The 14,625-nt window shown below is 41.7% G+C and carries 13 protein-coding genes; 8 read left to right on the forward strand and 5 right to left on the reverse strand.

Annotation, left to right across the window (positions count from 1 at the left end; all coding sequences use genetic code 11):
• Positions 1–2: 2 nt before the first annotated feature.
• From nosD to FNH22_RS22640, 4 genes are all read left to right on the forward strand, one after another.
• A complete protein-coding gene (gene nosD / locus FNH22_RS22625) occupies positions 3–1,253 on the forward strand; it encodes a nitrous oxide reductase family maturation protein NosD (protein ID WP_185154356.1) in 1,251 nt (416 codons plus the stop codon).
• Positions 1,250–1,978, forward strand: coding sequence for an ABC transporter ATP-binding protein (locus FNH22_RS22630; RefSeq protein WP_143400731.1), 729 nt, complete (start codon positions 1,250–1,252; stop codon positions 1,976–1,978). The genes nosD and FNH22_RS22630 overlap by 4 nt, the downstream gene beginning before the upstream one ends.
• Complete coding sequence (locus tag FNH22_RS22635; RefSeq protein WP_185154357.1) at positions 1,965–2,732, forward strand: ABC transporter permease subunit; 768 nt, start codon at positions 1,965–1,967, stop codon at positions 2,730–2,732. The genes FNH22_RS22630 and FNH22_RS22635 overlap by 14 nt, the downstream gene beginning before the upstream one ends.
• Positions 2,733–2,957: 225 nt before the next feature.
• Positions 2,958–4,796, forward strand: coding sequence for a SpoIIE family protein phosphatase (locus tag FNH22_RS22640; RefSeq protein WP_143400733.1), 1,839 nt, complete (start codon positions 2,958–2,960; stop codon positions 4,794–4,796).
• 7 nt (positions 4,797–4,803) lie between these two features.
• Here the strand turns inward: FNH22_RS22640 and FNH22_RS22645 are convergent, their stop codons facing one another.
• Together FNH22_RS22645 and FNH22_RS22650 are read right to left on the reverse strand one after the other, a co-directional pair.
• On the reverse strand, positions 4,804–6,105 hold the full coding sequence (locus FNH22_RS22645; RefSeq protein WP_143400734.1) for a lipopolysaccharide assembly protein LapB: 1,302 nt from the start codon (positions 6,103–6,105) through the stop codon (positions 4,804–4,806).
• Between the two features lie 20 nt (positions 6,106–6,125).
• On the reverse strand, positions 6,126–7,727 hold the full coding sequence (locus FNH22_RS22650) for a VWA domain-containing protein (protein ID WP_255518137.1): 1,602 nt from the start codon (positions 7,725–7,727) through the stop codon (positions 6,126–6,128).
• Between the two features lie 166 nt (positions 7,728–7,893).
• Between FNH22_RS22650 and FNH22_RS22655 the strand changes: the two genes are divergently transcribed.
• Positions 7,894–8,823 (forward strand): hypothetical protein, encoded by a 930-nt coding sequence (locus tag FNH22_RS22655; protein WP_143400736.1) that lies wholly within the window; start codon positions 7,894–7,896, stop codon positions 8,821–8,823.
• On the forward strand, positions 8,807–9,424 hold the full coding sequence (locus tag FNH22_RS22660) for a hypothetical protein (protein WP_143400737.1): 618 nt from the start codon (positions 8,807–8,809) through the stop codon (positions 9,422–9,424). Before FNH22_RS22655 ends, FNH22_RS22660 begins: the two co-directional genes overlap by 17 nt.
• 281 nt (positions 9,425–9,705) lie before the next feature.
• Here the strand turns inward: FNH22_RS22660 and FNH22_RS22665 are convergent, their stop codons facing one another.
• The 3 genes from FNH22_RS22665 to FNH22_RS22675 form a co-directional block, all read right to left on the reverse strand.
• Positions 9,706–10,176 (reverse strand): RidA family protein, encoded by a 471-nt coding sequence (locus FNH22_RS22665; protein ID WP_255518138.1) that lies wholly within the window; start codon positions 10,174–10,176, stop codon positions 9,706–9,708.
• Between the two features lie 114 nt (positions 10,177–10,290).
• The gene (locus tag FNH22_RS22670; protein ID WP_143400738.1) at positions 10,291–10,860 is read right to left on the reverse strand and encodes a Crp/Fnr family transcriptional regulator; all 570 of its coding nucleotides are present in this window, start codon (positions 10,858–10,860) and stop codon (positions 10,291–10,293) included.
• A 735-nt stretch (positions 10,861–11,595) separates the two neighbouring features.
• On the reverse strand, positions 11,596–12,054 hold the full coding sequence (locus tag FNH22_RS22675) for a hypothetical protein (protein WP_143400739.1): 459 nt from the start codon (positions 12,052–12,054) through the stop codon (positions 11,596–11,598).
• A 73-nt stretch (positions 12,055–12,127) separates the two neighbouring features.
• Here FNH22_RS22675 and FNH22_RS22680 point away from each other — a divergent pair, with 73 nt between their 5' ends.
• Both FNH22_RS22680 and FNH22_RS22685 read left to right on the forward strand, forming a co-directional pair.
• The gene (locus FNH22_RS22680) at positions 12,128–13,114 is read left to right on the forward strand and encodes a RagB/SusD family nutrient uptake outer membrane protein (protein ID WP_143400740.1); all 987 of its coding nucleotides are present in this window, start codon (positions 12,128–12,130) and stop codon (positions 13,112–13,114) included.
• A gap of 177 nt (positions 13,115–13,291) precedes the next feature.
• On the forward strand, positions 13,292–14,350 hold the full coding sequence (locus tag FNH22_RS22685) for a glycoside hydrolase family protein (protein WP_143400741.1): 1,059 nt from the start codon (positions 13,292–13,294) through the stop codon (positions 14,348–14,350).
• The last annotated feature ends 275 nt before the right edge of the window (positions 14,351–14,625 follow it).

A 14,625-nucleotide genomic window follows, 5' to 3' on the forward strand; every position in this document is an offset into this window, starting at 1 on the left:
TCGTGGTTTCTAAAAAAATCGCTGCTGCCCTGATTATTGTATTAGGCTGTGCTCTGCCTTGTGCGTTTGCAAAAATATTGCCTGTTGGGCCTGGTGAGCGTTTCGCTGAGATTACGCCGGCAGTAGCTGCGGCTCATGCTTTTGATACGCTGCTGGTGAAGAAGGCCACTTACCGGGAGCATACCATCATTATTAATAAACCTCTATGGGTGATGGGGGAAGGAATGCCGGTCATTGATGCCCGGAACAAAGAAGCAGATATATTCATCATAATGTCAGATTCTGTTTTTATTGAAGGCTTTGTACTGAGTAATGTAGGCGTGAGTTATTTGAATGAATATGCTGCGGTTAAAGTCAGGAAAGGGAGGAATGGGGTGGTTAGAAACAATACCATTAAGGATTGCTACTTTGGTATCTACCTGGAATATGCCAGAGATTATATCATTAGCAATAATGACATAGTTGCACATACAAAAGACGAATCTTCCGCGGGCAACGCTATACATGTCTGGAAGGCAAACAACATCGAAATTGCTTACAATTCAGCAACCGGTCATCGCGATGGTATTTACTTTGAGTTTGTAGACGATAGTAAAATTCATCATAACGTTAGCTTTAACAACCTTCGTTATGGCTTGCATTTTATGTTTTCCAATCGTGACGGGTATTTCTTCAATGAATTTACAGATAATGGTGCAGGTGTGGCCGTTATGTTTTCAAAACAGATCAGAATGGAAGAAAATCTTTTTGCCAACAACTGGGGTACGGCTTCTTATGGGCTTCTGCTTAAGGAAATCAGTGATGGAGAGATCCATAAGAACAGATTTATCCAAAATACGATCGGTATTTTGGCGGAAGGCGCTAATCGGCTGTCCATTCAAAGAAACCAGTTCACTCAAAATGGCACGGCACTGGATATGAAGGGAAACTGTCTGGATAATAAAGTAACACATAACAATTTCCTGGCCAATACTTTTGAGGTGGTTACTAACAGTAAGTATAATAACAATGAGTATAATAGTAATTATTGGAGTCTGTATTCAGGTTACGACCTTGACAGGGATGGCTTTGGGGATTTACCTTATCGGCCTGTGAATCTTTTTGCGAAGATCACTAACGAGATCCCATCAGCTTCAATTATGTTGCACAGTTTTTTTGTCAATATCCTTGAATTGAGCGAGCGTATTTTTCCCGAGATAATTCCGGAAGAGTTAGTGGATAAAAAACCCAGGATGAGACCTTACATTTTATGATAAGCTTACAAAATATCAGTAAACGCTATGGGAAACACGAAGCGCTTCAATCCGTTTCACTGGAATTTACCCGGGGACAAAGTATAGCGATGATAGGTCCGAACGGATCGGGAAAAACCACACTCATTAAAAGTATACTTGGTTTAGTAGTGCCATCGGAGGGCGCCATTTTAGTCAATAACATTGATATCACTGCAGGGTGTGATTATAGAAAAACGATAGGCTATATGCCACAGATCAATCGCTTTCCGGAACATATGAAGGTGTCTCATCTCTTCGCCATGATGAAGAAAATGCGTCCTGATGTTTCAGATGGTGACTACGACGAAGAGTTGTACCGTGCTTTTGAAATAGAGAAAATGGAAAAGAAAAAATTAGGTGCACTTTCCGGTGGTATGAGTCAGCAGGTGAGCGCTGCTTTAGCTTTTTTGTTCAACCCGTCCATGATCATACTGGATGAGCCGACTGCGGCGCTGGATCCGGTTTCAAATGAGCTTCTGAAAGGGAAGATCAATAAATGTGTGGATGAAAACAAACTGGTATTGATCACTTCTCATATTCTGAATGACCTTGATGAAATTACCACACATGTGGTCTACCTGATGGAAGGCAAAGTCCGTTTTTTCAAAGCCATGGAAGTGCTTAGAGCACAAACTTCGGAAAGTCGATTGAATAAAATAATCGTACGGCTCATTAATGAGGAATTCGCCAATGTGGAAGCTTAGTTACTATATTTTGGGTGATCTGATCAAAAACAGGATCATATTAGGTTATCTCCTGTTTTTGTCTGTGGTAGGTTGGGGAGTCTTCTTTTTGGAAAGTCAGCCGGAAAAAGCTTTGCTGGTCTTAATGCAGGTGGCTCTGATGGCAGTGCCTTTAATTGTTATGGTATTTGCTACCATTTACTATTATAACTCCAGGGAGTTTATCCTTTTGATCCTGACGCAACCTATTGCCAGGTCGGCGGTGATCAAAAGTTTTTTCGCCGGGCTTTCCTGTGCTTTCATTCTCAGCTTTTTGATCGGTATTGGTTTGCCACTAGTGCTTTTTTATCCATCCATGGAAAGTTTCTACCTGATTATTAGTGGTTTAATGCTTTCTTTGGTATTCATAGCCATTGCACTTTATGTGAGTATAAAAGTACAGGACAAGGCACGTGGGATGGGAGTAGTCCTGTTATTATGGGTGTTTTTTGCCTTCCTTTACGATGGTTTCCTTATATTCTTTATGTACCAGTTCAGCGACTACCCCATTGAAGAAGGGGTATTGGTCCTGACATTGTTTAACCCAATAGACATAGCCCGGATCACCATTATTATGAAAACGGAGGCCTCAGCTATGATGGGGCTATCAGGCGCTGTATTCCGGGAGTTTTTTGGAAGTTCAAAAGGTGTACTGGTCTCCCTGACCATATTAGTGATTTGGTGGGTGTTGCCCTTTGTTCTTGCCGGGAAAATATTTTCAAAAAAAGATATGTAGTGAATATTTTTGCCTGGTTACCGTTGCTCATCACTTTTGACAGATCAAGGTTAAAAAGTAAGTATTTGATTACCTGCTAGTACCGGTTTTCACCTTTATTTTTTAAGCATATGATGCGGATTTCTGGTCTGAAATTTTTTAATTATGCTAAAAATCACCCCTTCCTTTAGCTTTATAAATTTAGTCTTTTGACTAAATCATTTTAACTTGCGCGTTTAGGGCCTTATGAGACATTTTTTTAGTATCCCACACCTTTTTTTAATCTGTATCTTATTCGCTGTTGTTACCGTCTCTTCAGCACAGGAGGCAAAAGTGCAGGAATTCCGGAAACAACTGGAAGTAGCATTGGATAATGATAACTATGGAAAAGCCTCATTTTTGAGTTATGAGATTGCCAAAATTTTTGTAAGCCAGAATAACGATGAGGATGCCATTAAGTATTTTTCCCAATCTGCTGTTTATGGCAATAAAGGAGAAGAGCCTATGCTTGTTTACTTGTCCTATCAGCGTCTTGGTGTTGCTTATATGAATCAGACAAATAATTCCAAAGCACTCAATAATTTTCAAAAGGCATTGAAGGTGGCCAGGGAAATGGGTAAAAAAGAATTTATTGGGGACGGACTGGTAGACGTAGCCGTCAACTATGCATTATTAAATCGTCATAAGCGTTCCATAGCGCCATTAGAAGAGGCACTGGCCCTGGCACTTCAGATAGAAAACGAGTCAATTGAAAAACGGTGTTATGAGTTATTAGCCCAATACCACAAAAAACTGGGAAATGATAACAAGGCGATTGAGTACAGCGCTATGCTTGATAAGCTCAACGATCAAAAGATCCGCCAGCAGCAAAGTGGAGAGGAATTGAAAGCGCTGGCAGAAAAAGTGGAACAGGCGGATGCTGAAATCGATAAAACCGACTCCCTGCTGAACAGGCAATCACAACAATTAAGGAGCATTGAGGACAATTTATTGGCAGTTAAATATTCGCTGGAAGAAACTGAAGATCTTCTGAAAAACAAAGAAGATTCCTTAAGTATGGCCAGGCAGGTCAGTGAAAATCAACAGCTACAGATTGACTTACTCAACAAAGATAAAGCCCTTTCTGATCTTCAGATCAAAGAGCAGGAGACCCGGTTACGCCATGCGGCCTGGATAAGGAACTTTATCATTCTGGCAGTTTTACTGGCAGGTTCTTTGGTTTTTGTATTGATAAGAAGCTATAAGAAGAAGATTGAGGCTAATCAGGAAATCGAGCGCAAGAACCAGAAGATCCGTAGCAGTATAAACTATGCTCAACGGATACAAGAGGCAACATTACCTGACGATAACCTTCGTGAAAACTTAATCCCGGATTCATTTATCTTATTTAAACCTCGGGATGCTGTGAGTGGTGATTTTTATTTTATTTCAGAGATCAAAAGTTGGTATGATCCGGACGTAGTAATGGCCGCGGTGGACTGTACCGGCCATGGGATTCCCGGCGCTTTTATGTCTATGATCGGTATGAATTCCCTTAACCAGATTATAAGCCAGGGTGAAGCTGATTCAGATCAAATACTTGTCACATTGGATAAGACGATCAATTCTGCATTAAAACAGGAAGCTACAGGAAATAAAGATGGAATGGATGTGGCTTTGTGCATTTACAGAAAGGAGAAAGATGTCATCGAATTTTCCGGGGCAAAAAATCCATTAGTCTATATTCAAAATAATGAGCTTTTCCAGATTAAAGGAGATGTCCACCCGATAGGAGGCTTTAGAAAAAGTAATAAGAAGGGAGAAATAAAGAAAACCTTTAAAAAACACATCGTACAGATTGATCAGCCTACCATGATCTATTTATACTCTGATGGGTACCAGGATCAGTTTGGTGGAGAGAAAGGAGCCAAGTTTATGGCAAAACGCTTTAAGAACCTGCTTCTGGATATCCATAATAAACCTGTGGCTGAACAAAAAAAGATATTGGAAGAAACCTTTGACGCATGGAAAGGGGACATCAAACAAACCGATGATATCCTGGTGATGGGTATTCGGCTGGATAATTCTGTGGAAGCTGAATCCTGATCAAACCTCAATTTACATACGGTCTTTTTTGCAAAATGACGTCCTCATTGATCCAGCATCCTAAATGAAGGTTTTGTCCTACTTCCATTTCCTCGTAGAAAATAGTATCCATAGATGGGAATTGCTGACGGGCTTTTTCCATCATTGAAATAGCACCGGCCTTTTTGTACATTTCATAAGCAGCAATATACACAGCGCGATCATAGGTAGGGCTTTTGCCGATTTTACAATCTTCCGCGCTGGTCCAATATAGATCTCCAATAAGCTTGTACGCTTTGAGCTGGCCTGGGTCGTATTTCAAACATTCCAATGCCGCCGCACGTGATTTTATCTTCATTCCACGATGTTGATAGTGCACCGCCAGGCTATAACAGGCTTTAGCTTTTTTATTGAGATCTGTAGAAAGCCCTACGGCCTCTAAATGATATTTTTCAGCCTTATGTCTATCTCCATTTTTATCCTGGATCACTGCTAACATCAAAGCTAATGCCGGCGATGGTTCCGTCTGCTGCACAGTCCCGGCTGCAGTTATGAATACCGGTAACGCTTTACAATCAAACGTCAGACATAAGTGTATTATCCTTTTAGCCAGGACGATATTGGAGGTGTCTTCCCGGTAAAACCTGCTAAGCTCATTTTCTATCATGTCACAATCTATTTGCACCATAGAGATTAACAGCCGGTCCGCTACGTCCTGGGCTTTGTTTGCTAACCCCCTGGCTTCTATGAGTGAGGATATTAAATGGTAGCGTTCAAGTACGCCATCGTCGCCCAATTGGCCTCCGATGGATTGATACAAGCGAATAACATTCATATAGGCAACAAGATTTGCTTTTAAGATATGTTGGGGGCTGAATGAAAACGCCTTTTCGAAAAGTTGGAATAGCTTGCTATATTTATCTGGCCTGTCTTTAAAATAGCGATAAGCTGCATAAGCCTTTCTGTTCATCACCTTACCCCGATCATTGAAGTATTTGATACGCTGGTCATACATTTCCAATTGCTTTAACTGTAGCGCCTGCCTGATAATACTGTCCTTTTCCGAGAAGATCAGGTTTTCATAGATCTTCTCTGAATGGATATAAATAGATCGGTTTAGGTCCGGTGCCTCTTTTAAAAGCCATTGGATAGGGTTCAGTGCATTTTTGTGATCATTCTGCCGTAGAGCGTCCATATATAAAGCATGCATTTCTTTTGCCTTAGCCGAATCTGCAGGCCATTTGAAGTGGGGTTGGGCATAAGATGACATAGAAAATAATACCACAGCCGTAAAGAGCAGCAATTGGAATACGTAAAAGAGCATCTTCATAGCATCTTCATTAAGTTGAACTAGTTGGTTTCAAGCAGGGCGGCTGAACGAACCAGGCTTATAAATTCCTGCCGGTCAGTATCGGCCGGGTCAGACGACTGCCTGGCCAGGTCCATGACGTTGTCATAAGTAAGTGCACCACTATGGTCGGAGCCCCGGAGAAGCATAGCGAAACCCGCCGCCGCCGCTGAAAAACGGAAATTGTCTGAGCTCTGGGCAAGGGACAGGTCTTTCATAGTGACCAGGTGACGGATAAGGATACTGTTATCTTGTTCAAGAGGTTTATACCGCAACTTGATATTCATTAATTCGTTACTGTCGACAGTATTATTGGCTACACTATATTGATATCGCGAAGCGCTGTGCTTTGGTACCATTTGGTTGCTGCCGGCCGGTATAACTTCATATAAGGCTGTTACCGAATGACCTGCTCCCAACTCTCCGGCATCTTTTTGATCATTGTTAAAATCTTCACTGGCCAATATCCTGTTTTCGTATCCCAGGAGCCGGTAGGCTTTTACTACCTTTGGATTAAATTCCACCTGCACTTTCACATCACGGGCGATGGTGAACAGGTTGGCCCGCATCTCCCGGCCAAACACCTTCTCTGCCTCACGGATACTGTCAATGTAAAAGTAGTTTCCATTCCCTGCATTGCTGATCTGCTCCATACGGCCATCTTTGTAATTGCCCATACCATAACCACATATCGTAAGGTAAATGCCTTTACGCCGTTCTTCCCGGATGATTCTTACCAACTCTCCTGAAGAAGAAATCCCGACATTGAAATCTCCGTCTGTAGCTAATACCACCCTGTTATTGCCTCCTTCTATAAATCCCTCTTGATTCACTTTATAGGCTAACCGCATTCCTTCACTTCCGGCGGTAGAACCTCCGGCATCCAGTTTTTCCAGTGCATGAAGTATCTTTTGTTTTTGTGTGAGTGAGGTAGAGGGCAATATCAGGCCCGCGGCACCGGCATACACCACTATAGAAACTTTATCTCTGTTATCAAGCTTATCCAGAAGCAGCCGGATAGATTTTTTTACTAGTGGAAGTTTTCCCGGAGAAGCCATAGAACCGGAAACATCGATCAAAAAGGTAAGGTTACTGGGGGTGGATGTTTCATAATCCAGACGTTTTCCCTGGATGCCTATGTGTACCAACTTATTTTTATTGTTCCATGGACATTCAGCTACTTCTGTTATGGTAGCGAAGGGATGTCCATCGGTGGGCGACGGATATTGATAATTAAAATAGTTTATAAACTCCTCTGTTCGTACCGCATCTTTTGGGGGCATGACATTGTTGCTAAGGTATCTTCGCACATTGCTGTAGGAAGCATTGTCCACATCGATAGAGAAAGTGGAAAATGGATTTTGCCAGGTGTCTTTGAATGTATTTTCAACAATGTGATCGTATTCTTCCGTATTAAAAGTCTCTTCTTGTTCTATATCAAGATCCGCGAGGGATTCGTATCTCTGGGTAGAATGCTCAACCGGTGTATAAATACCATATTGTTGATGACAAGAGGTAGAAGCCAGGCAAAATATCACCAGTATAATGGTATATATGATATATAAACCGGTGTGTGTGGAGTTTTTAAGGTGATGTCTTCTCATAACCATTTGTTTTTAGTTCACATTAATTTGATATTTTCAGGTAAGTGAAACTTAGCAGGAGCAGCGCATATCATAAAAAATATGTGCTGTAACGCATTTGTAAAATGATTTACAAGATATTTACAAGGCATGTTTTCAGATTATATTTTACTTGCAGGTAAGTACCATGAATGACGTTGACCAGGAATATTTCCAACTTCTTAAAAAGGACATCGCAAATACTCTAAGCGTGTCTTTCCCGGAGATCACTCAACCTATTGAGCAATGGAAAGGATCAGAGATAAGCTACCTGCAGGAAGACCTGGTGAATAAAGTCGGGGGCAGAGTAAGTGAAAAATGGTTTTATACGCATGTAAAATCAAAGGCGGGAAGCCTACCCAGGATAGACGTCCTCGATCTGCTCAGTCAATACGTTGGCTATGATAACTGGAGTAGCTATAAATTATCTAAGAAAAGTAAAGCAGGGGTAAGGCCCTTCTTCAGAAAACGCTTGGCTTTCCTGCTCTTTTCAGGCGTTGTTATTATAAGCCTTGTAGCTGTTAATACTTCGTTATTCAGGGCCGGCTCTTACCAGTTCTGCTTTGTAGATGCCTACAGTAAGAAACCCATTCCACCGGAAAAACTCGAAGTAGTCATACTTCATAATGAAGAATCACCCTATAAAGCCCGTGTAAGTGATGAATGCTGTCTTACATTACAAAAATCTACCGGTTCAGTCCGGTTTATTGTTCGGTCCGCTTATTACAAAACCGATACCATCACCCGAATTTTAAACAAAGGACAAGATCATGAGCATATACTATTAAACCCGGATGATTATGCGCTGATGATCCGGGTATTTTCATATTCTGATATCGAAGATTGGAATAGCAGGCGCTTACAATTAGAAGAAATGATGGCAGATAATGCCAGGATCTTCCAGGTACTGTATGAAAATAACGTGCCTATGGAGGTCTACAATAAGGAAGAGTTCATTAACAAACTTACCATGCCCATACAAAGTCTCCGGAATATCGAGGTACTGGAAACCATATATGAAAAAGACAAGATAGTGTCCTTAAGATTTACCGAGGTGAAAGATGAAACAAATGATTGATATATTGAAAAGAGGTATCTTGCTATGGATGATTGGTGTACTGGCCTCCTGCGCAACCGCCAACCGTGAAGAAGTATCTGTTCCTGCTGAATTACCTGTGGAAACAACGACATCTCACACCGCGCTTGAAGAACAGGTGTATGCCGATGAACTGAGCCCCGAAGTTTTGAAGGCCTTTGAATTACAAGCACAGACTAAGCTAAAAGACTGTTACGAATTTTTGCAATTAATTTCCAACCCGGGATACGATACTACATTTAGAAAACAGGCGATTACACAGACATTAGCCTTGTTTTCAAGTGGATCAGGCCTTTTACAGACAGGATTAGACTCTTCTCAGGTATCGTTACCCTCATTTTTGGAAGAACTATACAAGGGGAAATGGGGAGAGACCCGTTACCAGGTCAGCCAGGTAGTATTGAAGGTGCCACTCTCGATGACCTCTGACACCAGCTATGCCGGTCAAATGGCGTACATGCTAAAACTAAATGACCAATACGTATCGGGAAGACCTGTTTTACAAGATATAGTAGTTAAAAAAGTGTCTATGGACTTTGGGGGTGAAGTTTCCGTAATATGGAAGGTTTTTCTAGGGAATTAAAGGTCCGGTTCAACGTGCCAGGAGGCGTTCAGCTTGAAGGTATCTTGATCATGTTGCTTTGTAGGTGGATGGTCCTGATAAAATAACAGGAGGCAAAAAGTAACTTACTTTTATGGGGCCATGTATCAGGACCGATCACTTAATGTAATGATATCTGGCAGACATTTCAGAATATTATGAACTCTTGGATACAGATAGTAGTACCTGGATGCCAGATCCTATTCCTGAACCAACGTACATGCCACCATTGCTACAGGTTTGCCAGGCAGATCATTAAGAGATCATTTAACCACCGTAGCTTCCAATTCAACCTTTAACGTTTCAAAAAGAGCATTCACCTCTACAACAGTTAGCGCTTGCTTCATATTGTGTTTGGCTACCCAATCCTGGTATATGTTAAAATGGGGCCAGAGTTCTTCTGACGAGGTGGTATAGATCGTTAACCGTACGATATTCTTGCATTCGTATCCGGCGTCGTTAATCACTTGTTCCAAATTCCGTATGGCTTCAATGAACTGGGTTTTCATGTCAGCAGTGCTGGACTGACCTTCGGCATTTATCGCTGTTTGGCCTGACACATACAGTGTGCCCTCTGCGTTTCTTACCTCTACTGCTTGAACATAACTGCGTTCATCTTGCCATTTCCAGGGATTAATTACTCTTTTTTCCATTTGATTTACATTTTTGTTTTGTGCTTGAATGCATGTGATCGTTACTAATATAAGTCCTAAAACTATGGTCGGTTTTTTCATGAGTTTGTTATTTAATCGACGGTTCAAAGTTATAGGGCGAGCTACAGACGGACCTGTGACATTCCTCACTATTCCGGGGTTGTGATCTACATCACAGATACATAAGAGGGTGTACTATTTTGGAGAGTGGAGTCTGCTAAGGGTCTCTCTGGAAACACCCAAATAGGAAGCAAGCAACGTTTTGGAGACGCGTTGGAACAGCGCAGGATATCGCTTCAGCAGATGTTCGTACCGTTCTTTGGCATTCAAGGTGAGAAAAGAGATGATACGTTGTTGCGATCCAATATGTCCCCGATGGGATTTCTCTAGAAAAAAGTGCTCTATCTTTTGAAGGCCTGCACATAACTTGTGGTAATCTTCCAATGCAAGGCAGTAAACTTCAGTGTCCTCAAGGCACTGTAAGGATAGGGTGGCACTGGTTTTGGTATAGTAGGCCAGATAATCACATTCCCACCAATCTTCCATGGCGAAGGAAACGATAAACTCCTTCCCCAGTTCATCTCTGTATACCAACTTTAAAAGCCCCGATACCACAAAAAAAACATGTTTTACACGTTTACCCTCCTGGATGAGCCAATCCCGTTTTTTAGCCTTTTTACTGGTGAAGTGGGAGAGAACAAAGGCAAACTCGTCATCCGTCAGGGGCACTATTTTTTCGATGTGTTGCCTTAGTTTATCTTGCATATGAGATAATAAAGATGGTCACTAAAAATGATAAGGTGGATACTGTTTATCTTGCATGGTGAATATACCTTATGAAGTCGATCGTTCCAAAAAGTGAAAATCACTCTCTGGAGCACATTTAGCAAGGCATAATGCGTTCCAATTTTCCTGTTAAGATCAAACATATAGTAGTGCTATACACATTTTTGATGAACGTATTTTGGCTAACTCCCAGGGTAAAGCATTGAGATATCAAATCCCAAAAGCTAAATACCCTTAGAGCACACCCGGATTACAACCTATTCCTAAATCAACACGCATGACGTTATCATTACATGCGCGCCAGATAGTTGTTACTTCTTTCTGCGTCGTCATGGCAAAGGCGTTCGGAAATGTTGTCTCTGCGAGAGAGGGTACGACTACATGCTGTCCTGAAGCTTTAGCATAGAAGCCGGTAGTCTCCTCATCGCAGGACGTATAGCGATTTATTCCACATCCGGCGATGGTGAGATTGCTTTTTCCTCCTTCGTCGTCATCGCAAAAACGTAAATAAAATAAAGTGCCGGTAACGAAGGTGTTTACGATTGAGGTCGCCGTGTGGCAGAGAGTACTAGGATTGTGACCTTGGATGTCATCTTACAATTAACTTAACACCGGTATGCCCATGCATTTCATTTGTTTGAGGTATGTGTTAAATGAAATGTGAACATAACTTATGAGTTTAAGCGTTTTAAAGAATGATAGTTACGTACATGGCTATGTATTTTTCTCAGATCTAAGCTTATCTGAGAGCATTAAACCGGTTCTCGCGCTCAGCCCGATCAATGTGAGGTTACCTAATCCAAAAATGAATTCAGCGATTTGAGCTATTAGAAATGTAGTATTGATCACCTTGAAGTGCGATTGATAATAAAGAAAAACAACTAAGGATATCAGGACAATACCATTGATCATAACAAATTTCATCCTGAGCTTCTTTTCAATCACTTTTGGATTTTTAGAGTTCCTGGCTAGTTGATTACCTGTGATCGCCAAAGTGGGCATGGCAATGATCAGTAACGGAAGTGCATAAAGTATACCTCGTTTAACGGTTTTAATGAGATCCGGGTCACCCCTTAACTCTGCTGCGAGCGACAACGCAAAAAATGTACTTATAGTTAACATCGCAACGATGGTTGCGATAACATGGATTTTTACCAGAGTTTTACGTTTCATCTTATTTGAATTTGATCTTATCTCAAATTTCTAAGATGATCAAGGCCTAAAATTGTAAAAACCGGAAGTTGAGATGAAAGCCAAAACGATGCTTCCGGACACCTGGGATGATGCCAACCTGGGAAGGGCTACTTCAGGGGCTGCTACAGCCATGCTGGGTAAAGTGTATCTGTACAATGAACAATGGGATCTGGCTTCCGCGGAGTTTCAGGCAGTAATGTCGTCAGGCCGGTATAGCTTAGTGGATAATTATGCGGATAACTTCAGTTCATTTACTGAAAATAATAGTGAGTCCATTTTTGAAATTCAGTTCCGAAATGACAATATGAACGGTTGGGGCGGAGATAACCCAGGTATTGGCAGAGACAATAGTTTCACTGAAGACATAGCGCCCCAGGGTTTTACCGGTCAGGACGGTATGCGCATTAACCAGTGGGCCCTGGACCTGTTTTTAGCAGAAAGGACCATAAATGGTGAAATAGATCCCCGGGCTTTCATCACTTTGTTCTGGAGAACCGATGAAACCACGACTTACCAGGGAGAAACGCTTGGTGCTACCATCTATCAGGGTAAAACGTACCAGGAAGCTTATGAGCCATCAGAAAACCGGATCTTCGGAAAAAAATACCTGGGAATAGATGAAGGAGCGGAGCGTGCGAATTTCTACGAATCAGGCAACAATTTGCGAATTATCAGATACGCTGATGTATTACTGATGTTTGCAGAAGCCGAATTGATGAATAATAGTGGAGTGGCTAACCAGGCGGCGGTAGACGCGGTCAATCAAGTAAGGACGAGGGTGGATATGCCGCTTCGTACTACGGCCATGACTATGGATAGCATCCGGGATGAAAGAGTAAAAGAATTGACGCTTGAAAGAACGCGTTATTTTGACTTACTGAGATGGGGATTGGTTAAGGAACGAATTGTGGATACGCCAGGCATTAAATCCGAAAGTGGGGGCGTTGGCGCTTATCAGCCGGGTAGGGAATACCTGGACATTCCGCAAAATGAACTTAATATTAATTCAAACTTTAATAACAACCCGGGATATCAGTAAATAGTAGCTATTTTCATAATAAGGGCTGTGATCCTTCACAGCCCTTTACTCATTGCGTATTTAGCTCTTCTGAAAAAGTACCTTTATTTTTGATCATTGTCTTAAATAACTGCCAATTCGCATGTATTGTACCAAATGCAAAAAATAAGAGCTGAAATAATCAGTAAAACATAGCATATGAATAAAATACTGACATTACCTGTTTTTATCCTGATTAGCATCCTGACGCACCATCTAATGGCACAGGAAATGATATCACAGACACAACCTATTAAAGAGTCCTGGGTATGTAAAAGCCTTGCCGATAGTGGAAAGTTCATTTTGGAGTCCCAGGCTGAAGCATATCGGGTGTGGGGCTGTGCACCGATATATGATGATGAGGGTAAGGTACATGTGTTCTTTTCCAGGTGGCCTCATGAAGGTCATTGGTTGAAAAACAGTGAAATAGCCCATGCTGTGGCCGATCATCCCGAAGGGCCATACCAGGTAACAAGCACAGTTTTGAAGGGCAGAGGCACAAATTATTGGGATGCGCACTCAATACATAATCCCTCCGTTTACAGGGTAGATGATAAATATGTATTGTTATATATCGGAAATGATACTACAAAACGAGATACCTGGCGTGACCGGGCTTCGGAAGCGAATACTCAGCGGGTTGGCATGGCCATAGCCGATACTCCGTATGGTCCCTGGCGCAGAAGTGAACAGCCGGTAATTGATGTATCAGCAGATACTATGGCGTGGGACGGGTATTGTACCGTGAACCCGGCGTTCGTTAAACATCCTGATGGTGATTACTGGATCTATTACCGGGCATGGGACCGCAGGAATGATGACCGGCGTAAAACAGGTGTGGCCATGGCCAAAAAACTGGAAGGCCCGTATGTAAAGTATGATAGAAACCCTGTCATTGATTTTCCTGAGCGGGGCGGGCAAACGGAAGACCCTTACTTTTTTTACTATAATGGAAAGTTTCATTGCCTGATCCGTGATATGGGCAATTATGACTGGTTAAGTGGTTTGTACCTGGAGTCAGAGGATGGCCTGCGCTGGGGTGAATATCAGAGAGGGCATTATACAGGAGCTCATTATTTCAAGGTACCTGAGGGTAGTCGGTATGAACGGGTACAGGTACTCTTTAAAGAAGGTAGGCCGGAATACTTATTTAATAGTATTGAGCATGGAGAAGATAAATCTACCGGAGCGGTTTTAAAGTTCCAAAAAGATAAATGAGATAAAAATGTGAGGCTATTCATTAAGCCGGGCCTTTTGCATATTTCTCATTCACCCCTATCGAAGATATCATCTCATAAATGTTAATATGCGAAATTGTAAAAAAAAGAGTAGTTAAATTGATAACGATGGAATACTTATGTCGATATAATTTAACCCGCATTATTCATTGGGTTAAGAAATCTGATTTTAGATAAAACATAGAATGTACTGAGGAGTTGTTTAGCCACCCCTGAAGATATTTCAGATAATCTTTGAGAAAATAACATATTGAT

Source organism: Fulvivirga sp. M361, assembly GCF_007097395.1.
Classification (GTDB): Bacteria; Bacteroidota; Bacteroidia; order Cytophagales; family Cyclobacteriaceae; genus Fulvivirga.